This window comes from Paenibacillus sp. 32352 (assembly GCF_002042965.1).
Lineage (GTDB): Bacteria > Bacillota > Bacilli > Paenibacillales > NBRC-103111 > Paenibacillus_S > Paenibacillus_S vulneris.
The window spans coordinates 1-25,910 of sequence record NZ_MZNT01000005.1; the positions used below are offsets into that span (position 1 = coordinate 1).

Below are 25,910 nucleotides of genomic sequence, written 5' to 3' on the forward strand. Positions count from 1 at the left end.
TCTCTTGCAATGGTTCTTCGCCGAAGCGAGTCGGAAGTATCCCATCCATCCCATGAGGTATCGGTTGAGCCGGGTGATGCGGTCATCCATCGACATCGAGCGTGTTCGATCCGTTAGTTCCCTTATCTTCTCCTTGAATCGGGAGATCGTTTTGGGAGCAAGCCGGATCGTCACCTGTCTGTTTGATAAGAAGCTAAAGCCGAGGAACTTCCGATTCCATGGCCGATCCACTGCACTCTTGTCACGATTCACTTTCAATTTCAGCTTTCCTTCCACAAATCCAATAACCGATTCCATGACACGTTCTCCGGCCCGTCTGCTGGCGACGAAGATGTTACAATCGTCCGCATAGCGGACAAACTTGTGCCCCCGTTTGGTTAGTTCTTTATCTAGGTCATCCAGCAGGATGTTTGCTAATAATGGACTTAAAGGGCCGCCCTGCGGTGTTCCCTCCTCCGTTTTCTGGCAAACTCCACCTTCCATTACTCCGGCGTTCAGGTAGGCACGGATTAGTCTCAGGATTCGCTTATCCGCCACTTTCCTTGCCACTCTTGCCATGAGAATGTCATGATTTACCCGGTCAAAGAATTTCTCCAAATCCATATCCACGATCCACCGAAGACCGTTTTGTATGTATTGCTGGGCTTGCTTTACCGCGTCATGCGCTCTCTTTCCCGGTCTAAAGCCGTAGCTGTACCATGAAAAGTGAGCGTCAAAGATCGAGTTCATGACCTGCAGAAGTGCTTGTTGAAGGAGTCTATCCATTACGGTCGGGATACCAAGTAGCCGTACTCCGCCTCCGGGTTTGGGGATTTCCACCCGTTTGACAGGCATAGGTTTGTAGGTTCCCGCGAGAAGTTCGGCTTTCACCGTCTCCCAGTGCGTCTTCAGGTAAGCTTGTAGCTCCGTTACCGTTACTCCGTCCACCCCGGGTGCTCCTCCATTTTGGACCACTCGCTTGTAGGCGAGCAAAAGGTTTTCCCTTTCGAGCATCCGCTCCAACAAGTCGTTACGGACTTCGCGAGAGGAAGGGACGATTTGTGCCGACGAAGAACTCGGCGCTCCGGCATACCCTGACGGCTTCACCGCTTCTCTTTGCCGCAAGCTCTCTTGCGAGATATTCTGCTGTCGTTGCTCTTCATGCGAACGCATCGGTTTCCTCTCTCCTTTCGGTTCGGCCCTTCCGGTTTCCGGCGTCCCGTACTTCCGTACTATGGCCTCTGCTGACTCCTGCGGATTCAGCGCGGCCTTACAGCCGCGGTTACGAAGTAACTTCGCGTGTTCCGCAGGTCTCCCCAGATAAGAACGTCATCTTTCCGCCCGCGCTCGCCCAAGTTTACGGCTGTAGCCTTTGGCAGCTTTGGATTTTGTCATGGTATGGTGACTCATCCGACTGCAACCGCCTCAAATTGGATTCGTGTACCTCAAGCCGTGCGTTTGCCTCCAGCTTCCTTCAGATTCCGCCTCACGGCGGACACCCTTGCTCTTGGCTAATGGTAGGAGCTTGCCAGCCCCCATTCCGGACTTTCACCGTAGAGATGACGCCCATGCTGGGCGTACATAGCAAAAAAGCCTACAGATTTGTAGGCTTTTTTATATTTCGGCAGCGTCGCGTTTATTCAATCCAAATAATAGGCTAAGCTTTGCAGCTCGGTTGTAAAATCCGCATGATGAACCCGAATTTCATTGGGTACCTTGATAATCATTGGCGCAAAATTCAGTATCGCTTCTACCCCGGCCTCAACGAACTGATTAGCCACATTTTGCGCTTCCGCCGCAGGTACGGTAATGATCCCGATACGAACATGAAGCGATTGGATCGTTTCCTTCAGCTCGTTCATCGGCTTGACCTTCAGATTGTTGATGGATTCGCCTACTTTAGTCTCGGAAGCGTCGAACACAGCAACAATTTTCATATTGTCCTTTAAGTAAGCATTGTAATTGCACAACGCCCGGCCCAAGTTCCCCGCACCGACCAAAGCAACCGGAATCACCTTATCCAGCTTTAAAATTTGACGTATTTTTTCGATCAAATAAGCGACATCGTAACCGATTCCTTTTTTGCCGAACTCGCCGAAATAAGCTAAATCCTTGCGGATTTGCGCAGGATTCAAGTCAAGCTTCTGACCCAAATCCTGCGAGGATACCGTATGGACGCTCTTCTTGCTCAGTTCATTAAGAAACCGTAAATAAATAGGCAGTCTTCGAACCACTGCTTCGGATATTTTCAATGTTTTCATGCACCGTTTTCCCCCATCCACTGCTTAATTCTTGATACCAATTGTTTGGTTGGCATGTGTTCGATTTTGGGGCCGGGCAGCGAGTACAAAAAGTACTTCCCATAAGTCGTATCAATGACGCGAGTGTCATAAATGATAACAATGCCTTTGTCCTTGGCCGTCCGCACCAATCTTCCGAAGCCTTGCTTGAAACGGATCACCGCTTGCGGAACCGACAGCTTCATGAAAGCATTCTGATTCAGCTTTTTCAAATTTTCCGTTTTGGCTTCCACCAAGGGATGGTTAGGCGGCTGGAATGGCAGTCTGACGATAGCCAGACACGTAAGAGCATCTCCAGGTATATCTACTCCTTCCCAGAAGCTGCTCGTTCCCAACAAGACGCTTGCGGGATTATTCTGGAATAATCGGGTCAATTTGCTGCGATTACTGCTGTCGACACCCTGTCCCAATACTTGAATCCCGAACGGGCTCAGAACGTCCTTTAAAGCCGCGTGAGCAAGCTTCAGCATTCTATTGGACGTAAATAATACGAGCATCCTCCCCTTGGTCTCGAGAGCTACTTCAGCCAGAGACTGGGTCAAATGATCGACAAATTGCTTCTCCCCTGAATTTCCCCGAATACTAGGGAAATCTCTCGGTATCGCTACCAGCGCCTGCTGGCGGTAATTGAACGGAGACGGGAGCTGTACCGTCTTCAGCTTGCCGTCAGTATCTTTGATATCCAGTCCCAGCTGCTCGGCGGTATAATCGAAGGACTTGCCCACAGACAAAGTGGCTGACGTCATAATGACGCTATCCTTTACATCGAAAAATTGCTGCTGCAGCATCGGGCTGACATCGATAGGTACGCATACCAGCTGCAGCGACTTGCTCTTATTGAATTGTCCCGCTTCCAGCCAATAAACATAATTATCATCAGGCATCGTCATGAAGAAATGCAAATTATCGCGTTGACGATACAGCTCCTTGACAGCCCCGGAGATATCGGTAACTGTGCCTTGCAAATCCAGCTCCTCTTGCATTTCCTTCATTTCGGAAAGGAGCTTATCCAGCTTTTTCAATACCTCTGTCGCATTGAGATAAATGTTATCCTCATGTACAAGTAGCTTGTCCCATGCCGCCGGCGTTTCCCCTTTTTTGATCCGGTAGACAAGCTGCCCTCCTTCCGTCTGGGAAGGATCGGAGCGGACCGCCAGTAATTGGTACAGCAGCTCAGAGAGCTCATCCCAATCTTCCTTGATCTTCACCAGCTTGGGGGTGATGGCATCGATGGTTTCGCACCATGACTGCGCTTTCTCCGAAGGCTCCCTTTGCAGACGTGCATGCAGCGTCGATAACTGTCCGCTTCGCCCGTCCTTATATAACCACCATAGAGTATTCAGGAACGACCCGTAAAAAAGCTCAATCCCAAGATGCTTGCTGGCTACTTCTTCAAAGTGATGCGCTTCATCGATGACAAGGTGCTTGTAGCTAGGTAAGAGGCGGTTCTCCGCCTTCGTATCTGTAAATAGCATCGAGTGGTTTGTTATAATAACATCGGCGGTGTTGGCTTCATGCTTCGCACGATGATAAAAGCATTTGCGAAACCAAGGACATGCGCGGTTCAAGCAGGAATCCGAATCGCTTGCAACCGTATGCCAGAACTGCATACCCTTGTTCGCAAAATGCAGCTCTTCCTCGTCTCCGCTTTTCGTTTCACTAAGCCAAACCAGCATTTGCCCTGCATTAATCCGATCTTCTTTTCCGTTCTCGAAATCAAGAAGATTCATTTTATGCTCAAACTTGCGCAAGCACAAATAGTGGCTTCGTCCCTTCAAAACGGCGGCGCGGAATGGCACAGGAAACAAGCTGTGCAGCAAGGGAATGTCACGCTCCCGAATCTGTTCCTGCAAGTTGATCGTATGGGTACTAACCAGCACCTTTTTATCCTGCTTCAAGCCATAGTACAGGGAAGGAATCAAATATCCCAACGATTTGCCGGTTCCGGTTCCCGCCTCCACCATCAGGTGCTTCTTCTGTTCGAAAGCAGCTTCCACTTCCTCAAGCATTTTGACCTGCGCCTCGCGGTCCTCGTAGGACTCGAACCTTTGGCGGAGCAGCTGCTTTAACTGCTCATAGAACTCCGCAAAATCGTCCGGGATAACGGAAACGTCCCCTTCCTCGCGAAGCGGCTCTTCATCGCCCCAATCCTCCACATTAATGGCAAATTGGCGGTAGTACTTGGCTTCATCCGTATCGACGGGCTGGAATGCTTCCTTATACATTCTCATTTCACGGATAAACCAGCCGAAATCGGTTGCCCCTTCGTCAAAAATCATCGACAAGCGCTGAAGAACAATCAATGGAAGCTGTTGAAAGCGCTCAATACAGCGAAGCCAAATAAGGGCCGTCACTTCAGCGTCACTGTCAGCTTGATGCGGCCTTTCATGTTCTATGTTAAATGCATGGGCTACCATGGATAACTGCAAGCTTGCCAGCGACGGGAACAAGACCCGAAGGGAATCCATTGTATCCAGCACTCTTCCGTCAAATGGAAAATAACCGTGCTCATCCAGCGCTCTTTGCAGAAATGCCAAATCAAATCCTACGTTGTGAGCGACAAGGACGGCATCCTGCAATAGCGGCACCAGCTGGCCGATGACTACATCAAGCTCGGGAGCACCCGCAACCATTTCATCATCAATACCGGTTAACGTTGTTATAGAAGAAGGTATACTTATCCCGGGATTTACGAGTGAAGTATACCTATCCGAAATATGATCATCTTGTATGATGACGAGACCCACCTGGATAATGCGATCCGTTGGTTGACTCCCGGTCGTTTCAAAATCCAAAACCGCGAATTTCATTTCCTTAATGTCAATCCCTTCATACCCACTCTTCTTATTAGAATACCAATACTATCGGGAAAAGGGAATAGTAAACTTATTCTTCAGCTATCGTTTGGGGTGCTGAACGAACTGAAGCTGTCCTTTTCTTTCATTGCACAGCCCCATATCTACCAAAGGCTGGACGCTGGAAGGATCCGTCTGAAAGGCCAAATTAAAATATTCAAACGCCTTGTCCATATTTCGGTTCTGTGCTTGAATACACCCCATAGCATTATAAGAAATCGCGCGGATTTGGTTGTTATCGGTCAACTGGGAGGTAAAGAGGAAATGATTATAGCTTTCAGCTGTATCGCCTTTACGCAGGTAGCTCATCCCCAAATAAATACGAGCCAGCGTAAAATCAGGATATTTACGAATGATTCCGGAAAATTCCCTTATAGCCTCGTCGAACATCAGCAGCTTATAAAATCCTTGGCCGCGTAAAAATTCGTCTGACCGCTTGCCGCCCAATTCCGGATCCAATACATTGGACGGTATGCTTTCTTGATGGTGCTGCTGATGAAACGAAGCCATCTTTTCTTCAAATAAAAGCCATTCTTCAATAAAGGTGTCGCTCATGGCCTTTAACACTCTAAGCTTTTCCTGGAGCTCTTTTTTTCTCGAACCTGTTGCGGTTGCGAACTGTGCTGAAATTTCGTCAAGCATTTCATTCATCGAGGCAAATAAATGTTTGAACATGTACGCATCCCACCTTCAGCTGAGCATATCCTCATTTTTTGCCCCGACAGCCCTTTTCATTCGTTACAGTACGGTGGAATGAATTTCTTCTTTAATGACGCTGATAACCTTATTATTTTCACCCATAATGGCTACTTGGGGCTTATGATTGCGCGCTTCTTCATCTGTAAGCATGACATAAGAAAGAATAATGACCGTGTCGCCCACTTGAACCAATCTTGCAGCCGCTCCATTCAAACAGATCACGCCGGAGCCTCTTGGACCGGGAATAATGTAAGTTTCCAGACGCGCTCCATTGTTGTTGTTAACAATTTGCACCTTTTCGTTCGGCAGCATGTCGAGCATATCGAGTAAATCTTCATCGATCGTGATGCTTCCTACATAATTGAGATTGGCTTCCGTAACCGTCGCACGGTGGATTTTGGATTTGAGCATTGTTCTGAACATGGATGTGACCTCCTAAGAGTTTTGCGTTAGCAAAACTTTCTTCGTAAGCATGAGCTGAGTTTCGCCCAGGCGAAACTTTCTTCGTAAGCATGTGCTGAGTTTTGCGTTAGCAAAACTTTCTTCGTAAGCATAGATTACCAGCGAATGATGGTATTATCAATGAGACGCGTTTTACCAAATTTTACGGCAAGCGCTATAATAAATGCTGGAACCGAACGCAAATCGGTAACAGGCTCCAGCGTCGGGTACGCTAATATGTCGGCATAATCAATTTCTGCCAGAAGAGACTGAGCAATATGCCGTTTGACGGCATCCTGTAACTCACTTGCCTTAAGCGGACCTTGATGCCCTTTCACAAATTCCTCCGCCATCTTCAAAGCGGAAGACAACACTAGAGCTTGCTCCCGTTCTTCCGGCTGCAAATATACATTTCTCGAGCTTAAAGCAAGACCGTCTTCCTCTCTGACGATTTTGCATGGCACGATCTCCACCGGAATATTCAAATCATTAACCATCTGCTGGATAACCGCAATTTGCTGAGCATCCTTCATTCCGAAGAAGGCATAGTCCGGTTGAACGATGTTAAATAATTTGGTAACTACGGTTGCTACACCGTCAAAATGTCCCGGCCGCGAGGCTCCGCATAGACGTTCTGACACGCCGCTCACAGAAACGATTGTTTTAGTCGGCTGCGGGTACATCTCTTCAACTGAAGGGAAAAATACGATATCGGTACCGGTCGCCTTGGCCACCGCCAAATCCCGCTCTTCATCCCGCGGATATCGGGCCAAATCTTCATTCGGGCCAAATTGAAGCGGGTTGACAAAAATACTCAGTACCACCAGGTCACATTGTTTACGAGCGGCTTCCAGCAGGCTTGCATGACCCTGATGTAAGTATCCCATGGTTGGGACGAATCCGACAGTGAGTTCACGACGGGATGCTCTTGCATCACGCACCGCTTGCCTCAGCTCTTTGATATGATGAATGATTTGCATAAGTAGACCTCCGTCTTATTTCTTGGCCCCATATAAAAATTCCGCAACTTCATCTTCCATTTGGAAGGAATGCTCGGCAAGCGGGAATTGGCGCTGCTTAACCTCATCTACATACTGCTTGATTCCATCCCTTATGATGCTGCCGACATTCGCGAATTCTTTGACAAACCGTTTAGGAACGATATCGGATCCATAACCCAGAGCATCATGAAATACCAATACCTGTCCATCGCAATGCGGGCCTGCACCGATGCCGATCGTCGGAATGGATATTTCGTTGCTTATATGCTCAGCCAGCTGTTCGGTGACAAGCTCCAGGACAACAGCAAAAGCGCCTGCCTGCTCCAATGCTTTGGCCTCCTCCAGCAGCTTCTGAGCCTGGGCAGAATTTTTCCCTTGAATCTTATATCCTCCGATTTGATGAATGGATTGCGGCGTCAGTCCGATATGACCCATGACAGGAATCCCTGACCGGGTGAGAACGGATACTGCCTCGGCAATTTCGACTCCGCCTTCCATCTTAACCGCTTTTGCTGCCCCTTCCTGCATAATCCGGGCGGCATTGCGAATCGTAGTATCTATGCTTCCGTGATAAGTCATAAAAGGTAAATCCGTAACGACAAAGGCGGATTGTGCCGCCCTCGCGACCGCTCTGGAGTGATAAATCATATCTTCAATAGTTACAGGAATCGTCGAATCGTAGCCGAGCACGACATTCCCTAGAGAATCCCCCACCAGAATGACATCAACCCCGGCTTCCTCCGCTAATTTGGCAGAAGGATAATCGTAAGCCGTGATCATTGAAATCGGCACGCGATCCTCTTTCATTTTTTTCAATTTTGCTGTAGTAACCGGTCTCCGCTTTTCCATGTTATCCACACCTTCCCTCAGCTTTTTGGTCGTGTTCCCTTAGTATGAACAAAAAAACCTTTTAGTCTACGGGAGCTAAAAGGTTCACATGGCAAAAAAAATCATATGATCCTTCTGTCTCGGTCCGTAAGGCTCAGAGCAGAATCCGACATATTTCAGGATACAGCTATGAAATTGTTTGATGCCATCGTTCATAACAAGTGCAATTCACAAAGGATATCGCCTTGTAGAGAACATTATACCAGACATTTCATATTTCGAATACACTTATTTGTCACAAAGAGTCGTGGGTCGCCGGCGATAATTCAATATCTCCGGAATACCACAGAGTCATGCTGCCGTCAGGCAGACGAACGGATAAAGCGCCGGAATCATCGATTCCAACCGCATAGCCCACGGCTTGTCCTCTTGGCGTATGACAAGTGATCGTGCGATGCAAGGATACGCTTAGCGCCTCCCATAGCAGCTTGATGGGGCCAAAGCCTTGTTCATGATACAGATCATAGACCAGCTCCAGCTCCTTTAGAAATTGGCACAAAATCTCGGTCCGGTCCCATTTCTTGCCTGACTCTATCGCAAGAGAAGTAGCTTTAGCCCGAAGTTCGTCATCCGGATAATCTTCTTGTGCGAGATTCACGCCGATCCCTATACCGGCAACCACATAGTGCAGATTCTCATCCTCGGCACTAGACTCCAGCAAAATACCGCTTATCTTCTTCCCTTCAATTAAGAGGTCATTTGGCCATTTGATCCCGATAGGCAGTCCTGTTGACTGTCTTAATGAACGGCATAAAGCGACAGCAATAAGAAGAGTAAGCTGAGGGGTAAAATGCAGCGGGATGCGCGGTTTAAGAACCAGGCTCATCCATAGACCTTTCCCTTTGGGGGAATGCCATTTGCGGCCCAGCCTTCCCCTTCCCGCTGTCTGCAGCTCGGCAACGACGAGAGTACCTTCCTCCGCCCCTTGGGCGATTCGCTCGCGGGCCACAATCTGGGTGGAATCTACTTCGTCATAGTAAAACATCGTTCTTCCTAATACTTTGGTTTCCAACCGGTTCTGAATCGCTTGCACATCCAGCTTTTCCGGCTTGGAGGTAAGCCGATACCCTTTTCGGGAGACAGCCTCGAACTCATATCCTTCCTGTCGCAGTCTCTCGATATGCTTCCATATGGCGGTTCGGCTGCAGTTGAGCTTCGTGCTCAGCTCCTCACCCGAGAGAAATTGCTGAGGCTGGTCCTCAAATATTCGGATTAGTTGTTCATGGATTGACATCTTTATCACATTCCTGAAGAGTAATGTTCTTTATAAATCTGCTCCGCTCTATCCAGCAGAACGTCCTTTTCATTAGCCAGGGAACCTAACGCCGCTTCCCTCAAGAGCTGCTGAAGCACGTTAGCGACCCATGGTCCCGCCGGTACAGCCATGCGGCTGATAACTTCTCCCCCGCTGATATGCAGGCCGGACAGCTTGTCTACCGGGATTTCTTCCAGCCAATGCAGTCCTTGCTGACCCAGAATACGGCCCGCAGAACCTCTCAATCCTTTGTTCTCCGAAGCCGCCGGATCAACCGTTAAAATGTGCGCCAAGGTTATCATCGCGTCCTGGCCGTATTGAATTACCGCCAGCTTCCACTGCCGTTCCAGCTCCTCAATGGAGCCAGAGCCAAGCCCACTCGCCATGAACTCCGCGGCAGCTAACGGCAGCTTGACAGCATCAACCTGCTGCTTGGAAAATGTCAGCTGACGAAGTTCTTCTTCAGCTGATTGCTGTTCAGCTTCCAATAGGAGGTAAAGATATGCCCAGCACTCTATTGGAGTGTTCAACTGGGAGACATTGTTCAGCTTGGTCACCTTATGGATCCCGGCCAGCAGCAGCGGAATTTTCGTGTGCTGCAATAGTTGACTGGAAGCCAAAAGCTCCAATGCGAGGCTAGGCGAAGCGCCCGACATCATGCGCTCCAGCTCCATTCTGACGCGCTCCATTGCAATATGCTTTAGCAAAGGAGCATTGTCCAGCAAGGCGGCCCAAGTTCGCTCTTCTATGCTTAATTGATATTCCGCCGCAAAACGAACGCAGCGCAGCATCCGAAGAGCATCCTCCTGGAACCGTTCGCCCGCTTCGCCTACGCACCGAAGTATACCATTGCTAAGATCCTCCATTCCGTGGAAGGGATCCAGCAGTCTTCCCTCGTGGTCTATGGCCATTGCATTCATAGTAAAATCTCTTCTCTGCAGGTCCTCAACCAGGCTATCTATGTACTGAACCTCCGTGGGTCTCCTGTAATTCTCATAGGCGTCTTCTTTGCGGAAGGTCGTTACTTCATAAGGCTGCCCGTCGATAACTACCGTAACCGTTCCGTGCTGAAGTCCGGTCGGAATCGTTCTTGCAAACAGCCGTTCCACGCGTTCGGGTAACGCTGATGTCGCAATATCATAGTCCTTAACCCGTCTGTTCAACTGCTTGTCACGTACGCAGCCCCCAACCAGATAAGCCTCGTATCCGTTATCCAGAAGCGTTTCAATAATCGTAAAAGCTCCTTGCTCTAGCGAATCCTTCATGCCGATCCTCCGTATTAACAATTCAGTGGCTTTTTCTTCAATTCATCCGGCAGCGGACGCTCGAGGACACGATAATAGATTTCTTCATATTGCCGAGTAATAATATCATTACAGAAGGTATAGCGCGCTCTGTGCAGACAAGCTTCCTTCATTCGCTCATACATGGCTTGATCCGTCAGCAGGCTCCTTGTATATTGAGCCATTTGCTCGACATCACCGATATTCGCCAAGAAACCGGTTTCTCCATGAGTGATCAGCTCCGGAATGCCTCCGGCATTGGAAGCAACAGTAGGAACTCCGCATGCCATCGCTTCCAGAGCCACGAGGCCGAAGCTTTCCTTCTCCGAAGGCAGCAGCATGACATCACTGAGAGACAGCAATTGGGCTACGTCATCTTGCTTTCCACAGAACGAAACCCGGTCCAATAATCCGCGTTCCTTGACTTGGCACAGCACCTTGGATAGCTCCGGTCCCTCGCCGACAAACAATAGCCTGGACGGTACGTCTTTGCTGACGCGGTCGAAAATGTCCACAACATCGGTAACCCGCTTGACAGGCCGGAAATTAGAAATATGAATTAATATTTTTTCATCAGGATGGGCAAATTCCTTGCGCAGAGCAGCAACATCCCGAGGATAATATACTCTTTTATCAACAAAATTATAGGCCAGATCAATCGGCTTCTCAATCGATAACAGCTTTCGGGTTTCTTGTATCAAATCCTGCGATACGGCCGTAACCGCATCACTTCGATTGATCGCATATCGGATCAGATCACTTAATGATTCGTCCTGGGCTAATACGGTAATATCCGTTCCATGCAGCGTCGTCACAACCTTAATCCGGTCATTGACCATCTGCTTGGCGAGCAGAGCGCATACCGCGTGAGGAATCGCATAATGAACATGAAGCAGATCCAATTCCTGATGCTGGATCACCTGAGCCAGCTTGCTGGCCAGAGACAGATCATACGGAGGATATTTAAATACATAATAATCATTAACTTCCACTTCATGATAAAATATATTTTTATCGAACTTTCCTAGACGGAAAGGCATGCTATGCGTAATAAAATGAACCTCATGACCTTTTTCGGCAAGCAGCTTGCCGAGCTCAGTCGCAACAACACCTGAACCGCCCAGCGTAGGATAACAGGTGATGCCAATTTTTAACCGTTCCTTCACACGGCTTCCTCCCTTGCCTTTTCGTATTAAAATAAGTCAACCATATAAGGTAACTTAGTGATGAAGCCTTCTGCATAAGGGATCATTTTCTTTTGACCTAACATTCGGTCCTTGGCTTCCACTCTCTCCAGATAGCCCTGATTTAGCGGAGTTTGCACAAAATCATTGTTCGCGCCCACCGCTTCGAATTGAGTCCGGTAAGCCTTTAGCGCTTCCATCTTATTCTCATGGCAATCTGAAATATCGACCAGAAGATCGGACTCGGCGACATCGTTGATAAAATAAAAATACAATTGGTCTACTGTATGCGACGGCGTATCCGGTTCATACCTGCGAAGCTTGGCATTAAATACCGCTTCTTGTACCAGCTTGCTGCAGGCTATATGGTCCGGGTGCCGATCCTCCCAATACGGGGCAAATACGATTTTGGGCTTGTACTTGCGAATTTCTCTCGTAATCGCGGCTATCGGCTCAGGTCCGATCCATAACCCGCGGTCTGGCAATCCCAGATTGCTCCGCACAGATAGCTTCAAGATCTCGGAAGCCTTGGCCGCTTCCTGCTGCCGAATCTCTACGGTACCATTCGAAGACATCTCGGCATAAGTCAAATCGCATATTCCTACACGATAGCCTGCCGCCGTGTGCTTATAAATCGTTCCGCCCATTCCGATCTCCGCATCGTCGGGATGCGCGCCAAAGATAAGAATATCCAGTGTCTCGGTCATTCGTCGATACCCGGCTTATATTTATGTACCAGCTCTCTCCAGGCAAAATCGCCGCGATCAAGCGCCTTTACCAAAATTTCCGCAGTCGCAATATTGGTTGCTACCGGGATTCCTTGTACGTCGCATAAACGAAGCAATGCAATAATATCGGGCTCGTGAGGCTGTGCCATTAACGGATCCCGCAAGAAAATGATCAGATCCATCTCATTGGTTGCGACCATGGCTCCAATCTGCTGGTCTCCCCCAAGGGGACCCGACATGAAACGATGCACCTGCAATTGCGTATTTTCCATAATACGTGTACCTGTAGTCCCAGTAGCGAATAATTCATGATGTGAGAATACAGTCTCGTACGCTGTTACGAAGTTTACCATCTCTTCTTTTTTTCTATCGTGTGCGATCAACGCAATTTTTAAAGACATTGTCTACCTGCTCCTTCGCATTACTTACAAAACAAGGACATAGAACCCCTAATCGCGGATTCCAAAGTCCTTTGTCCGTTAAAGTTTAATCTATAAAATGTTCAAAGCCGTACACCATACCTGTAAATTCCATAACCTTTTTAACGGCTACATTGACGCCAGGCATGTAACCGGCACGATCGTAAGAATCATGACGAATTTTCAATGTTTGTCCGAAGGCTCCGAATATAACCTCCTGCTGAGCGAATACACCTGGCAGGCGCACGCTATGTATTCTGAACCCATTGTATAATCCGCCGCGCGAACCTTCAATAGTTTCTTCCTCATTCGGATTGCCTTGGCGCAGCTCTTGGCGATTTTGCGAAATAAGCTCTGCCGTTTTGACAGCCGTGCCCGATGGAGCATCCAGCTTTTGGTCGCCATGATACTCAATTATTTCCAAGTGAGGCATATATTTTGCAGCTTGAGCAGCAAATTTCATCATTAATATAGCGCCGATGGAGAAATTCGGAGCAATAATGCCACCAATGCCCTGCTGCTTGCATTGCTCGTCCAAGTTTTCAATATCCTGCGGAGTGAAACCGGTGGTTCCCATGACAGGACGGACCTTGTGGCGGATAGCCAATGCTGTATGCTGAAATGCCGACTGCGGCGTTGTGAAATCAACCAGCACATCCGGCTTTCCCTCAACTAAAGCCATCTCCAGGTCATTGCTCATCAGAATGCCGCAAGGGTCCAGGCCTACAAGACGACCCGCATCCAGCTTGGGATCGGAGGTACGGCTGACTGCCGCTACCAATTCCAGCTCCGGATCCTGCAATACCATCTTCACTACCTCGCGGCCCATTCTTCCGCTAGCACCCGCTACCGCCACTCGAATTCGACTCATATCTTTCTCTTTCCTTTCATTCACCCATAATAAGTTGCCGCTATGATTTCATATATTGCTTCAATTGTTGTCTGTACTGCTCCAGCAGTTCAATTCCCATTTCATGCTGCGGATCCAGCTTCAATAGCTCTCTTATGGCCTGAATGGCCAAGCTGTACTCCTTCACATGCGAATAGGCAATCCCCAGCATCAAATACGCTTCCGAGGACAAGGAATCCAAAGCCACAGCCTGCTTTAACAAAGCGATGGCTATCCAGGCTTTATCTTCGGAATCATCTATATATAGCTCCGCTTTCTGAACGATCTCCTTGGCCTTTAAATGCTGAAGGTGGTAATGATAGTGCTCCTCCTCAGGGTCCAATCGGATTGCCTGTTCGGCATGCTCGATCGCTTTACTTAACTTGTTGCTTCTGGCATAAGTAATAGACAATCTATAATGATAAGAGGCGTTGTCAGGCTCCAATGCTATCGCCTGATCAAACCATTCCATTGCCAGTTCAAAGTCATGGTTTAGAATGGCTTCGTACGCTTTCTTGATCAGCTCTTTTCCGTTCAACCGCCCCACCCTCCTTTATGAAAAAGGTGATGGTACAGCATATGACCCTTACTCGTTATCGGTGTTTATTTTCGTCCATCGGTTCGCATCTCGGGTCTGAAATTTATGCATGATCTTATCATGTGCCTCTGTCAGATCAATGCCAAGAGAATTCGCGAAGCAGATGGTTATAAACAAAATATCTCCAAGCTCCAATTCAATAGAATTATCCTCTTCTGACGCCTTTTTGGGCTTTTCACCGAATTGGTGATTCACCTCACGGGCCAGCTCGCCTACTTCTTCCGTCATACGTGCAAGCATGGAGAGAGGGCTGAAATATCCTTCTTTAAATTGCGATATGTAGCGGTCCACTTCCTGCTGCAGCTCTTTCAACGAACGTTCTGCCATTTTGTCATCCTCACCAGCCTTGTCCATAACTATATCCATACCATACTACATATTGATTCCAATTACCATGTTATCGCAAACATCTAGGGATGACAAATTTTTTTTTGCCAAAAGATAAGGTATACTAGATAAAATCTTGCAGCAGAAGAAGGCACTTATCGATCATTTTATGCCAGGGAGGCTATGTTTTTATGGTATCCGAAAACCTGATTCAGAGGGCAAAGAGCTTCTTGCCTATCATGCTGGGTACAGCCATTTATGCGTTCGGCTTGCATTATTTTGTCATTTCCAACGAATTGATGGAAGGTGGAATCACAGGCATTGCACTGCTGCTAAACTATATCTTTCACTTCCCGCCTTCTGTGACGACGCTGGTCATTAACATCCCCTTATTTTATGTTGGACTTAAGGTGCTCGGCAAGCAGACCATGATCAATACGATCGTCGGAACGGTCTCCCTTTCCTTTTTTCTATGGATTATGGAACAGCTGATTCACAGCGGGTGGCTCGTTCCTTTTCGCTCTGAGCACGATTACTTTCTGGCTACAGCTTACGCAGGGGTAACCTTGGGAGTTGGATTAGGCTTGGTGTTTCGGAACGGGGGTACAACAGGAGGGTCGGATATTATAGCGACCATCGGTAAAAGGTACTTGGGCTGGAGCATGGGCCAAGTGGTGCTTGCCTTTGATTGTCTTGTCATCGGCTCGTCCTTCTTCTTCATTCCGAAAGAAAAAATCTTGTACACCTTCGTGGTCGTTTTTATTACATCCAAAGTTATCGACATCATAATTGAGGGAGCTTACGCGGCAAGAGCATTTACTATCATAACCGATCAAGCGGAGGAAATTGCCGCCAAAATAACAGAAACCATGGATCGTGGGGCAACCTTGATTCCGGCAGTAGGAGCTTTCTCCAAAACACATAAGCATATGGTTTACTGCGTGGTGTACCGTCAAGAAATGAAAAAGCTTAAAGACCTCGCCCGTTCCATCGATCCTCGCGCTTTTATCATCATTAACGAGGTACACGACGTAGTCGGTGAAGGCTTTAAGCCGGAGTAACGTTTATCTTTCTTCCTTTCTTCTGACAAGAACCATACCGTTGTCTTTTTTAGACAACCGCCAGCCTGCAAAGCCGAGGGCGGCCATAATGACAGAAGCCATGACAAAAGTCCATAATATCGGGTTTCTATCGTCCACTACCGGTAGGAACGCGGTCGTATCCTTCTTCAAAAACAGCTTGTCTATGATTTGATGAATGGCCGGCAGCAAATTCACTATCGGTTGGTACGGGGATTGCTCCGTCTTAATCTGTCCTGCAACAAACGTTACCAGGGAATCCAGCTTCTCTACATCAGTTGGATCCCGGCTAATGAGAAGGCTTGGATGAATGATGGAAATATGCCGTTCAAAGCTTCCGACGTCTTTCTTGAAGTCGGCCAGTTTCTCGCTTTTTGCTGCCTGCTCGATTCCATTCAGATCTTCCTTCAGCAGCTTGTAATACTGAAGCCACATCGGCTGCTCAGGATGTGACAGAGCATCTGCAGCCAACCGGATTTGTGCAGCTGCGACGACCCCTTCATCAGAAGAATAGCGGGTAGAGTTCAATAATCGTTTCCCTTGAGCGACGGCTTCGGTTAAGGCATTCAGCCCTTCTAGCGTCGTTAAACCTTCATAGCGAATAGTTGTCACCAAGTCGCTAACTTGCTGAATAACCGTACGGCCTCCCGTTATATCCCCCTGCATAACCTTTTTGTACATTTCATCTGCTGTTTGATTAAGCAGATCAACCCTCTCCAGCTGTTCTGTGGAAGGCTTAGGTTCGATAGACTCCTGCTTCGGCTTGTCCGTTTGCAGACATCCTGCCAGCAGCTGAATACATAAGAGCATAACCAGCATGAGGCCAATGCCTTTCCATGCACGATTAAACAACATTGGACATCCCTCCTACCATCATCCTATGGAGGGATGTCCACATTTAGACCTCTCGTTTAGCTAAAACTTGTCTTATCTTATAGATAATGAACGCAACAATGATACTAACGAAGCTTAATTCAATTGTAAATGAGGCAACGGCAGGAAGATCGTCCATCAAGGTTTCAGGCAGCCAAGGAAATACACCTTCAACATAGTCCATATAGTCATTACTCAGTGCCCAAATGCCCACAAGCAGGATCGGCCAAACACGATATGTATACAATCTCAAGTATAACAACGCCTCGGCAGCCATTCCAAGATGGGATATCGTCAGCATCCAATCCTGCCAGCTGACTTCACTGCCCTGGTACACCCCTGCCCAGATCATAGTGACAGCCCATATTCCATATTTAAAGGAAGTAATGACTGCAAACGCTTCTACAAAGCTTCGGAATGCACTCTGCTTAGGTTCAGCTATCCTTCCCTTATAGGAATCCACAAGAAGATAGACGAGAGTTCCCGTAAAGAACAAGCTTGCAGTCGGGCTATCCGGGACAAAAGGAAGGTAAGCTGCGGACATATTCTCTATTGTATATTCCATTTGCTTCCAGTACCATTCGTAGCCGTAAATCGTACCCAGAAAGTTGATCCAGAACAACGACCAAAGCATAAATCGGCTTCCCAGGAAAGCCTTGGAAAAATAGGTTCGAAGCGACATGCTAAGCATTGGGTTACCTCCCGCACATATGCATTGCTTTTATTTAATATTGAGGTCATTTAATTAGAGAAGTTGAACCTACTTATGCCGTAAAAAGACCTGACCGCAAGCAACGGTCAGGTCTCTAAACTATTCTTTCTTCTGCTTAGCCAACCATTCAGCCACCTTGTTGATGTCTGCGTCAGTCAAGCCTTTTTTGATATTTTCATCATATTGTGCGGACATGTTGCCTTGCCCTTTTTTAATGATGTTCATGATCTCTTCTTGGCTGTGCTTATCTCCGACACCGCGCAATGCAGGGATTCCGGAAGAAGGCATCCCTTTCAATTCGCCGCCATGACAAGCTACGCAAGTCGCTTTCTTGTACAGCTCAGCGCCAGGATCATCAGGAGCAACGATAGCAGCCGCTGCTGCAGGCTTCTTAGCTCCGCCTCCGCCGCTTTCCCCTTTGCCGGCATGCAGTTCTTCTTCACGCTTAATGTGCTCAGGAACCATATTCTTTTCCTTCATTTCATGCTCATAGTGCGTCCAAGAAACAACCGTCAAATAAGTACAAGCGATAAGAGTTAAGAACATCAACGTTGAAGCGATCGGACGTTTGTAGAAGCGTCTTTCTTTTCCTGTATCCAGGAAAGGAGCAACCATCAAACCGCCGAACATGATGGCTGGAACGATTAACGTACCGAATACGACGAATTGATCCGAAGTATACGGGTATTTCAACAGTTGGTACATAAACAGGAAGTACCAGTCAGGCATCGGGATAAATTGCGTATTGGTCGGATCCGCAGGATATCCGAGCGGAGCCGGATCAGACACAACTAACACCAAGATCCCAACAAGTACAACGACCCCAACCATCCATTCTTTTAACAAGAAGTTCGGGATGAACACCTCGGATTTCCCAGGGAAGGCCGAGTAATCCGGTTGACTCATTGAGGAAGATTTAGCGCGAACGCGCGAATCTCCTACATAAACGATTTTTTCGTCAGACTTATGGCCGTGTGCCAATTTCGCCCCTCCTTACTTACTTCTTTTTGTGTCAGAAAGCTGGGTCGGCTCTGGCGGAGCGTTAGACAGCTCTCTGCACGCAAGAACAATCACCGTGACAGCACAAGCGACCGACCATAGCGGACGATCTTATGTACTGCGATATCTCATTAAAGCGGACCGGAAATCCCTTGCTTACGAATCATAAAGAAGTGTCCCGCCAACAATGCCAACAGCACGCCTGGCAAGAAGAACACGTGCAATGCAAAGAATCTAGTCAGGGTCTGCGCTCCGACAATCTCTCCACCTTGCAGGAAGGTTTTGATGTAATCGCCGATATAAGGTGCAGAAGCGGCAATTTTGATACCTACTTGTGTTGCGAAGTATGCTTTGTTATCCCAAGGCAGGAGGTATCCTGTGAAACCAAGACCCAGCATAACGAAGAAGATAAGCACACCGACAACCCAGTTCATTTCGCGTGGGGCTTTATAGGAGCCTGTGAAGAACACGCGAAGCGTATGTAAGAACATCATTACGATAACCAAACTCGCTCCCCAGTGGTGCATACCGCGTACAATAACGCCGAATGCTACTTTATGCTGGAGATAGTCAACACTCGCGTAAGCGTTGATAATATCCGGTACGTAATACATCGTCAAGAACATCCCGGACAAAATTTGAATAACCGTAATAAAAAACGTCAATCCACCGAAGCAATAAACAAATGCGGAAAAATGGTGTGCCGGGTTAACGTGTTCAGGAACCTCGTGATCGGCAACATCTCTCCACATCGGCGTGATATCAAGACGTTCATCAATCCAGTTATACATAGCTTTAAACATCCGATGTTACGCCTCCTTATTTCACCCTTTTGTTAGGACCAAGTTGTCCTAAATAAACAAAGCCGTTCTCAACCTTCAGATCGTATTGGTCCAAAGGCAATGGCGCAACAGCGAGGTTTTTACCGTCTACTGTATAATGTGCGCCGTGGCATGGACAAAAGTACTGGTCCTTAAACTCCGGATTTGCATTCCAGTTAACCGTACATCCAAGATGCTTACAGGTTGGATTCAATGCGAAGATATTGCCATCTTTATCCTTCGCAATCCAAGCTTCCAGCTCAACGTCGCTCTCATACCAGCCGTCAATCTGATGCACTTTAAATTTGAAGGATTTAGGTTCGCTTGCAATCTTTGATTCTTCAACTACTTTAACCCAAGCAGCTTGTGTTTTCGGTTGAAGTACCGGATCGACAGCAAATCGTAGCATAGGAACAATCATTCCGGCGCCCATGAAAGCTGAAGCACCACCAAGGGTATAGGACAGGAACTGTCTGCGGGACATCTCGCGACGTTTCACTGGTCTCTCTCCCTGATGCTGCGCATCATGGCTATTGTGCTCACTCATTCTCGTTCTACCCCCTTTTGCAACATATATCACGTCGTTCGACATAACTTTACACCACATACTAGGACATTACTAATAATAGCTTACGACTCTAGGTGCGTCAAGAATGTCAACTTCCATTTCGAGCCATCAATTCTTGTCCCAGTAGTAACATTTAACGAAATTGTCACATCTGTTCACAAAGAAATTTTTCTTTGTCCCGTTACTTAGAATTAGCAAAAATGTAACCAATCATACACTATGTGCAGCCCTTACTTCTGCGCCCATAAACTTTGCAGCTGCGAGGCAATGTTCTGTTTCACTTCCGCCGAAGATTCGCCCAATTGATCCGGAGTAAGTATAAATGCCAAATCGAATGCTTCCCCGCTCTCGGGCAGTTGAATCTCGTTCGAGGCCGATACGAGAATCAAGTAAGGAAAGCTTTGTTTTAACCTTTCACAGACGTTTATAAGAAGCTGTTTACCTTCTTCTCCTTCTATATAATGAAAAGCGGGATAGGTCAACACGCGCCCCTTGTACGGAATCTCAAAGCAATCCAGCGCATCCCTCAGCTTTTCCAGCGCCTGGGTCGCCTCCCAAGGCTGCTCACTGCCTGTCAGGCCGGTTACTGGAAGCAGACACGTATCCACATAGGGGCGCAGTTCTTCCCAAGATGCACTTTCCACATCGCTAAACTTCATTCCATTCGCCTCCGCGTTCAATTAGTTCCAACTCACCATAACACAAAAAAAAGACATATGAATCATCTTCACATGCCTTTCAAAAAAATGTCATAATTCAGGCCAAGGTGCTTCGTTTTATTGACCATGTGCATTGAGCGATTTCAGTTCTGTAGTGAGGGCTAGAAACGAAACTTCGTCTCCCTTTGCCAAAGCTATATCAATCTCTCTGTACAAATACTGCTCCTTGTATTTGCGTATGGCTTCATCAAGAACCATCTCCGCAAACAAGCCCAGCATCATATCATTGGAAACATTCATTTTGCCCATAGAACCTACCTCCAAACCGGTCCGCATTTCAACTATTTTTACGCTTTTGGCCTCACATGTTGTCTTTTGTTCGATGCTTTTCTTCACACAGCTGCCCACCGGCCGCTTGATTCGCCGCAGACACCATAGCCGCAGCTCTAGTACCAATTTTCCGTGAGCCTGATGAAAGGGTAAGAGGAGAATGCTGCTTCTCCTGCCTTAACGAAACTGCCCCTACTAAAGCATATTCATGAGCGCCGCCTCCGTTAAGTACAATAGCCCCCATCCTGATGAATGTGTCTTTACCTATCCGGGTTTGCCGAGAACAATTGACGCGCCTGACCCTGATTGACCCTCTGATCCTAATGAACCCGCAGTCTGTTGGCGGAAATTAGTCTAATGACTAGCTCAGTCTCTCGCGACTATCGAACGGAAGGGCGACTTTATCCTCTTCGTTCACATAAATCCCTTGAACAACGCTGCTGCCTAGCTTGGTCATTTGAATCACGGTCCCGTCTTCCTCTGTCTCGCCGATACGAAGCAGCCCCAGGTGCATCATCATTTGTAATATTCTCTGTTCCAGTATGGAATCGGGAGTATCATAATAGAAAGGACGAACTAATGGCAGCAGGACTATTTTTACGGAAGCTAGAGTTACCCAGCCCGCCGCGAGCTTTTCGATCCAGTACACAAGGGATTGCAGGTTAGGAATCGCATTCTTGTATAACCGCAGCCAAAACTTGTATACCTGCAGGATATCTTCCTTTTGCCCGTGAGCTACTCGACTCGCCCCTTTTTCACTTAAGGCCAGTACCTGGTTGTGCTCTGTTATCAGTTCAGCATAATAGCAGTAATCATAGATGAGGGAGAACCGATTCGGGTAATCCTTGAAAAACCGTCCGTAACCGAAGCGCCAAGCTGTTTTGCCAACTGGCTCCTCCTTAACTGAAAACCGTTCGAGAATTTGCATAAGCTGTCTCTTGTACAGCGTGGTATCCGATGTCAAAATCGCTTCATTCTGCTGTACGTAATGGAGAAAATGATAGATGTCGTCGATCAGCAGCTTCTGCTCGTCCCGGTATACGATAGGTTCATTGGATTTCACAAGCTGCTGACGAAACTGCTTGGTCAAGGCTTCGCTAAATCTTCGTTTCAGATCGGCCGGCACCTGGAACAAATAGCGGGTGTTTTGAGAATATCCGTTGAAGAGCCATCCCCGCTGCTTAAATCGGGAGATCATGTCCCTGGGGTTCCACATCTCATCTTCATCCTTCGAGAACCGGCTTTGCTGCACTCGCGCAATAAGCTCTTCCAGACTAAAGGATCCCCGCTGGTCGAAGATTAGAGAATTTAAGAATCGAACGTCCTCGATGGATAAATCAATAACCTGACGCTCAAATATCTCCCTTCGATTGACCGTCGACAAGATGGACTGGATCAGCTCGTTTTTGGAGTGGCCGTTGCAATCGCAGTTGTACGTATTAGCGATCCGGCTCAACTCGTGAATATCCGCATAACTCAACATATCTGCTAAATTCATGGCACCACACCTCCAAAATAGGCTTAGTACCATTATGGGAAGATGTTCCGTTTTTAAAACGCATATTCTGAGAAAAATTCATCTCTATTGAAAAACAAAAAAACGCCCCCTTAGTTAGGAGCGTTATCAGAGCCTCGTTCTAAAATTTCGTCATGGATTCAAATGGTTTGTACAGTTCAATAATGTGCAGGTCCAATTCTTCGGAAGGCCTTCCACAATCGTAAGCGAGGTGTTGTTCAAATGCTCTTCGATCGGTTTGCCCAGCATCATCTCAACAACAGGGGCTATATAGCCTCCGTGACTGACGATCAGAATTCGTTTACCAGCATGATTCGCCAGCAGTTCTTCCATAAAAGAGTTCCACCGGGCCAACAACGCCTCATCCGGTTCCATCCCCAGATCAGCCTGCCTCCATCCTTCACCCCAACGTGAAATCCGTTCCTCCAGAGTTGTCCCTTCAACCTGTCCAAAGGATCGCTCACGCAGACGAATATCACTGCTTAGGATCGGGGTACCCGTAGTACGCGCTATCGTCTCCGCTGTTTGCTGAGCCCGAACCAAGTCGCTCGTTACAATACCGTCCCAAGTCTCTCCCCTAAGTCTCTCCGCCAGAAGCTTTGCCTGATGAATCCCCACCTCAGCCAGAGCCGTATCCATTTGGCCTTGCATTCTCCCTGCCAAATTCCATTCCGTAGTCCCGTGCCGAATAAATCCTAATGTAATCAAATTATCCTCTCACTTTCCGTTTTTTCTCTGAAGATGACAAACGCCCCGGCATCGGGGCGAAGCTCATTCGAACCTATGATTTCGTTCTGGAAAACCAATTCATGATAAGCAGCGTGCAGGTAAGACCTAACAGCGAAACGAAAATTAAGTAGTCCTTGAACGTATGGATCGGGCCTACCTGATACATGAACGGTTCGCTAAACCCTTTTAAGCTAGCCACCGCGGAAGGCATCGTATGTACGTTCATCGAATCCGATTGACTTCCTGCGACGACGACGGGATCCCCGATTCGCCCGAATACGGCAGAGCCTGACGTGGAAGCAGTCATTTCCGGTGCGGCTTGATGCGTGATGGAGTATACGAATGAAAAAATAAACAAGGCAAGGCAAAACGCGACGACCGCCGTAATATTCCTGCGCAGCTTAAACGAGATGGCGTACATCCGATCCGTAACCGGCACCCTCCAGGATTCATCCTCATAGATGCGGTTCATGACATTGCGGGAAATTGGCGTAGAAATCTCAGCCAGCTCTTCAGCGCCTGCCGCGGATTTAATCAGCTCCGTGCTCTCGCGCCATATCTCAAATTCCATCGCGCAGTAGCTGCACGTTTTAATATGCTCATCCACACATTGTCTTTTTAAGTCATGCTCAGGCAAATCCCAATAGGTACCCAGCAGCTCTTGAATATCTTCACACTTCATCATCGTTTCATCCCTTCGTACTCCTCAAAGATCGGATCGAGAAAGTATGGCTCCAATTGGAGCTTTACACTGGCTCTGGCTCTGAACAGCAAGGATTTGACCGAACTCACCGTCTGCCCGAGGATATTGGCAATCTCCTGGTAATCCAATTGGTCGTATTCGCGCAGGATAAGCGCGGACCGCTGCTTCTCAGGCAAATTGTTGATAGCCTCGCGTACCATCGTCACTTTCTCATTCCGAAGAACCGTCAATTCCGGCATCACATCCGACCCGGCATGAGGCTCATGTCCGCTTTCTTCCAAAGATACCTTGATACTTTTATTTTTACGCAGCTCGCTCAGCACCGTATTCCTGGCTATCGTATACAGCCACGTAGAAAAGGTCGCCTCCACCTCACGAAAGGAGTGCAGGCTTCGGTACGCTTTATAGAAGGTCTCATTGCATAAATCCTCCGCGAACGATTCCATCTGGGCGCTCTTCAACATGTGATAGATAAAGGCAAGAATTTTCCGTTCGTAGCGACGCATTAGCTCATCATATAATTGGACGTTGCCGTCCTTGATCTCTCTGATCAACTGGGAATCGGTCATTTAGTACGACCCTCCTTGTGATTCCTGGTTACTCCCAGTGATACTACTTGTTTTTACTGTAGGGGGAGTAAAAAAGTTGCGGTATTTTAAAAAAATTTTAGGAATACTTTTAGCCTTATTATTTTATTCGGTAAACTTGGTCAAAAATCCTGCTTAATCGACAGCTTTCATACAACTTTCAGAATAACTTCCAAAAAAAGGCTTATGTACCCATTACCTATTCTATTACTTATACTAGAAAAAATGGTTATAAACACAAAAAAAAGAACCACCTGCATGAGGTGGCTGCACATAGTGCCATTATTCGGATAGGAGTGGAGAGAAACCATACTGTACTTTTATTATATGTATACGTTTTCAAAATGTCAATACTTTTTTGAAAACGTTTTATTTTATTTTTAGAAAAAAAGAGAACTACACGTGAACCGCGTAGTTCTCTTCTTTCAATAACTCGATAGCCTTATCCATGTGGTATTCCTCACGGAAAGACAACCGAAGGACTCCCGGGATGTCCTCTCTGCTTTCAATGATTTGAATATTGCTGAGGTTGATCCGGTGATTCCCAAGCAGTGTAGTAATTTGACCGATGATACCCGGATGATCCGGTACGTCAACATAAACTTCATACACGGAGGTCAGCACGCCCTTGCGTCTCTCCGGCAATGCGGAGCGAAACTTATTGGCACGGCGGAACTGTTCCTCTATCCCCTCACGGTCGTTATGCTTCAGCTGCTCTATAAACCGTGCAATCTCCGAGTTCCAGTCCTCCAGCAGCCGCAGGATCACTTCTCTGTTGTCGCTTAAGATGTCGCGCCAGACAATCGGGTCACTAGACGCTATGCGGGTAATGTCCCTGAAACCTCCAGCGGCCAAATTTTGATAGTACTCGTTCGACTCGTTGTAGCCAGCGATCTGATTCACCAGCGCAACCGCGATGATATGCGGCAAGTGGCTGATAGCCCCGACCACTTCATCATGCAGCTTGGGATTCAGCTTGACCAGGTGCGCGCGAGTCCATTGAAGCAGCTCCGCCAGACGGTTGTACACTTCGTCCGGAATGGTTGCATCCGGAGTCAGCACATAGAAGGCATTCTCGTACAAATGCGACGTCGCCGCTTCCGCACCAGACTTCTCCTTCCCTGCCATCGGATGTCCTCCAATGAAGTAAGCATCCTTCAGCTTCAACGTAGAGGCGAAGGATGAGATGGACGCCTTGGTGCTTCCTGCATCCGTAATAATGCAGCCCGGTTTTAAAGGAAGCTTGGCGATCTTGGCCAAGTATTCTTCCAAATTACCGACGGGCACACAGATAAAGATGAAATCGGCGTCCTCTACGGCCTCTTCCATGGAAGTAGTCGCATGGTCAACCACTTGGCGTTTTAAATAACGTTCCACCGATGCTTGGTTCGGAGAATGACCCACCACCGTAATTCCAGGCTTGCCTTTAAAACAAAGCGCTAAGGACCCTCCAATGAGTCCCACGCCAAAAATAGCGATTTTCGTCAT

At 47.6% G+C, this 25,910-nt stretch carries 28 protein-coding genes; 1 reads left to right on the forward strand and 27 read right to left on the reverse strand.

Annotated elements, in window-relative coordinates; translation table 11 throughout:
- The 15 genes from ltrA to B1728_RS13020 all read right to left on the reverse strand — a co-directional run.
- Positions 1–1,152, reverse strand: a 1,152-nt coding sequence (gene ltrA, locus B1728_RS12950; RefSeq protein WP_079910648.1) for a group II intron reverse transcriptase/maturase, incomplete at its 3' end; no start/stop codon positions are given.
- 467 nt (positions 1,153–1,619) lie between these two features.
- Entirely contained in the window at positions 1,620–2,240 is a 621-nt protein-coding gene (locus tag B1728_RS12955) for a redox-sensing transcriptional repressor Rex (RefSeq protein WP_079910649.1), read from the reverse strand.
- Entirely contained in the window at positions 2,237–5,089 is a 2,853-nt protein-coding gene (gene dinG / locus B1728_RS12960; RefSeq protein ID WP_079910650.1) for an ATP-dependent DNA helicase DinG, read from the reverse strand. Before dinG ends, B1728_RS12955 begins: the two co-directional genes overlap by 4 nt.
- A gap of 87 nt (positions 5,090–5,176) precedes the next feature.
- Positions 5,177–5,809 (reverse strand): tetratricopeptide repeat protein, encoded by a 633-nt coding sequence (locus B1728_RS12965; protein WP_079910651.1) that lies wholly within the window; start codon positions 5,807–5,809, stop codon positions 5,177–5,179.
- Positions 5,810–5,872: 63 nt separating this feature from the next.
- Positions 5,873–6,256, reverse strand: a complete 384-nt coding sequence (gene panD, locus B1728_RS12970) for an aspartate 1-decarboxylase (protein ID WP_079910652.1) — start codon at positions 6,254–6,256, stop codon at positions 5,873–5,875.
- 134 nt (positions 6,257–6,390) lie between these two features.
- Positions 6,391–7,254 carry a pantoate--beta-alanine ligase gene (gene panC / locus B1728_RS12975; RefSeq protein ID WP_079910653.1) on the reverse strand — a complete coding sequence of 288 codons (864 nt, stop codon included), beginning with the start codon at positions 7,252–7,254 and terminating at the stop codon, positions 6,391–6,393.
- A 15-nt stretch (positions 7,255–7,269) separates the two neighbouring features.
- Complete coding sequence (gene panB, locus B1728_RS12980) at positions 7,270–8,124, reverse strand: 3-methyl-2-oxobutanoate hydroxymethyltransferase (protein ID WP_079910654.1); 855 nt, start codon at positions 8,122–8,124, stop codon at positions 7,270–7,272.
- A 274-nt stretch (positions 8,125–8,398) separates the two neighbouring features.
- Entirely contained in the window at positions 8,399–9,397 is a 999-nt protein-coding gene (locus B1728_RS12985) for a biotin--[acetyl-CoA-carboxylase] ligase (protein ID WP_179136002.1), read from the reverse strand.
- Positions 9,398–9,402: 5 nt separating this feature from the next.
- A complete protein-coding gene (locus B1728_RS12990) occupies positions 9,403–10,683 on the reverse strand; it encodes a CCA tRNA nucleotidyltransferase (protein WP_079910655.1) in 1,281 nt (426 codons plus the stop codon).
- A 14-nt stretch (positions 10,684–10,697) separates the two neighbouring features.
- Positions 10,698–11,867, reverse strand: a complete 1,170-nt coding sequence (gene bshA, locus B1728_RS12995; RefSeq protein WP_079910656.1) for an N-acetyl-alpha-D-glucosaminyl L-malate synthase BshA — start codon at positions 11,865–11,867, stop codon at positions 10,698–10,700.
- A gap of 26 nt (positions 11,868–11,893) precedes the next feature.
- Complete coding sequence (bshB1, locus tag B1728_RS13000) at positions 11,894–12,592, reverse strand: bacillithiol biosynthesis deacetylase BshB1 (RefSeq protein WP_079910657.1); 699 nt, start codon at positions 12,590–12,592, stop codon at positions 11,894–11,896.
- The gene (gene mgsA, locus B1728_RS13005; protein ID WP_079910658.1) at positions 12,589–13,014 is read right to left on the reverse strand and encodes a methylglyoxal synthase; all 426 of its coding nucleotides are present in this window, start codon (positions 13,012–13,014) and stop codon (positions 12,589–12,591) included. Before mgsA ends, bshB1 begins: the two co-directional genes overlap by 4 nt.
- A gap of 85 nt (positions 13,015–13,099) precedes the next feature.
- Complete coding sequence (dapB, locus tag B1728_RS13010) at positions 13,100–13,903, reverse strand: 4-hydroxy-tetrahydrodipicolinate reductase (RefSeq protein WP_079910659.1); 804 nt, start codon at positions 13,901–13,903, stop codon at positions 13,100–13,102.
- 40 nt (positions 13,904–13,943) lie between these two features.
- Positions 13,944–14,468 (reverse strand): tetratricopeptide repeat protein, encoded by a 525-nt coding sequence (locus B1728_RS13015; protein WP_256865341.1) that lies wholly within the window; start codon positions 14,466–14,468, stop codon positions 13,944–13,946.
- A gap of 39 nt (positions 14,469–14,507) precedes the next feature.
- Complete coding sequence (locus B1728_RS13020) at positions 14,508–14,846, reverse strand: nucleotide pyrophosphohydrolase (RefSeq protein WP_079910661.1); 339 nt, start codon at positions 14,844–14,846, stop codon at positions 14,508–14,510.
- Between the two features lie 191 nt (positions 14,847–15,037).
- Here B1728_RS13020 and B1728_RS13025 point away from each other — a divergent pair, with 191 nt between their 5' ends.
- A complete protein-coding gene (locus B1728_RS13025; protein ID WP_079910662.1) occupies positions 15,038–15,907 on the forward strand; it encodes a YitT family protein in 870 nt (289 codons plus the stop codon).
- Positions 15,908–15,910: 3 nt separating this feature from the next.
- Here the strand turns inward: B1728_RS13025 and B1728_RS13030 are convergent, their stop codons facing one another.
- From B1728_RS13030 to B1728_RS13085, 12 genes are all read right to left on the reverse strand, one after another.
- Positions 15,911–16,780: a sporulation protein YpjB gene (locus B1728_RS13030; RefSeq protein ID WP_079910663.1), complete on the reverse strand. Its 870-nt coding sequence runs from the start codon at positions 16,778–16,780 to the stop codon at positions 15,911–15,913.
- Positions 16,781–16,823: 43 nt separating this feature from the next.
- Positions 16,824–17,489: a DUF1405 domain-containing protein gene (locus B1728_RS13035; protein WP_306293522.1), complete on the reverse strand. Its 666-nt coding sequence runs from the start codon at positions 17,487–17,489 to the stop codon at positions 16,824–16,826.
- 120 nt (positions 17,490–17,609) lie between these two features.
- Positions 17,610–18,491: a menaquinol-cytochrome c reductase cytochrome b/c subunit gene (locus tag B1728_RS13040; protein WP_079910664.1), complete on the reverse strand. Its 882-nt coding sequence runs from the start codon at positions 18,489–18,491 to the stop codon at positions 17,610–17,612.
- A gap of 149 nt (positions 18,492–18,640) precedes the next feature.
- Positions 18,641–19,312: a menaquinol-cytochrome c reductase cytochrome b subunit gene (gene qcrB, locus B1728_RS13045; protein WP_079910665.1), complete on the reverse strand. Its 672-nt coding sequence runs from the start codon at positions 19,310–19,312 to the stop codon at positions 18,641–18,643.
- Between the two features lie 16 nt (positions 19,313–19,328).
- Positions 19,329–19,877 carry a Rieske (2Fe-2S) protein gene (locus B1728_RS13050; protein ID WP_079910666.1) on the reverse strand — a complete coding sequence of 183 codons (549 nt, stop codon included), beginning with the start codon at positions 19,875–19,877 and terminating at the stop codon, positions 19,329–19,331.
- Positions 19,878–20,128: 251 nt separating this feature from the next.
- Entirely contained in the window at positions 20,129–20,557 is a 429-nt protein-coding gene (locus B1728_RS13055; RefSeq protein ID WP_079910667.1) for a DUF2487 family protein, read from the reverse strand.
- Between the two features lie 117 nt (positions 20,558–20,674).
- Positions 20,675–20,866, reverse strand: coding sequence for an IDEAL domain-containing protein (locus B1728_RS13060; protein ID WP_079911043.1), 192 nt, complete (start codon positions 20,864–20,866; stop codon positions 20,675–20,677).
- 382 nt (positions 20,867–21,248) lie between these two features.
- A complete protein-coding gene (locus B1728_RS13065) occupies positions 21,249–22,385 on the reverse strand; it encodes a hypothetical protein (RefSeq protein WP_079910668.1) in 1,137 nt (378 codons plus the stop codon).
- Between the two features lie 150 nt (positions 22,386–22,535).
- Positions 22,536–23,111 (reverse strand): histidine phosphatase family protein, encoded by a 576-nt coding sequence (locus B1728_RS13070; RefSeq protein WP_079910669.1) that lies wholly within the window; start codon positions 23,109–23,111, stop codon positions 22,536–22,538.
- A 73-nt stretch (positions 23,112–23,184) separates the two neighbouring features.
- Positions 23,185–23,817, reverse strand: a complete 633-nt coding sequence (locus tag B1728_RS13075; protein ID WP_256865342.1) for an anti-sigma factor family protein — start codon at positions 23,815–23,817, stop codon at positions 23,185–23,187.
- Positions 23,814–24,404: an RNA polymerase sigma factor gene (locus B1728_RS13080; RefSeq protein WP_079910670.1), complete on the reverse strand. Its 591-nt coding sequence runs from the start codon at positions 24,402–24,404 to the stop codon at positions 23,814–23,816. The genes B1728_RS13075 and B1728_RS13080 overlap by 4 nt, the downstream gene beginning before the upstream one ends.
- Positions 24,405–24,818: 414 nt before the next feature.
- The gene (locus B1728_RS13085) at positions 24,819–25,910 is read right to left on the reverse strand and encodes a prephenate dehydrogenase (RefSeq protein WP_079910671.1); all 1,092 of its coding nucleotides are present in this window, start codon (positions 25,908–25,910) and stop codon (positions 24,819–24,821) included.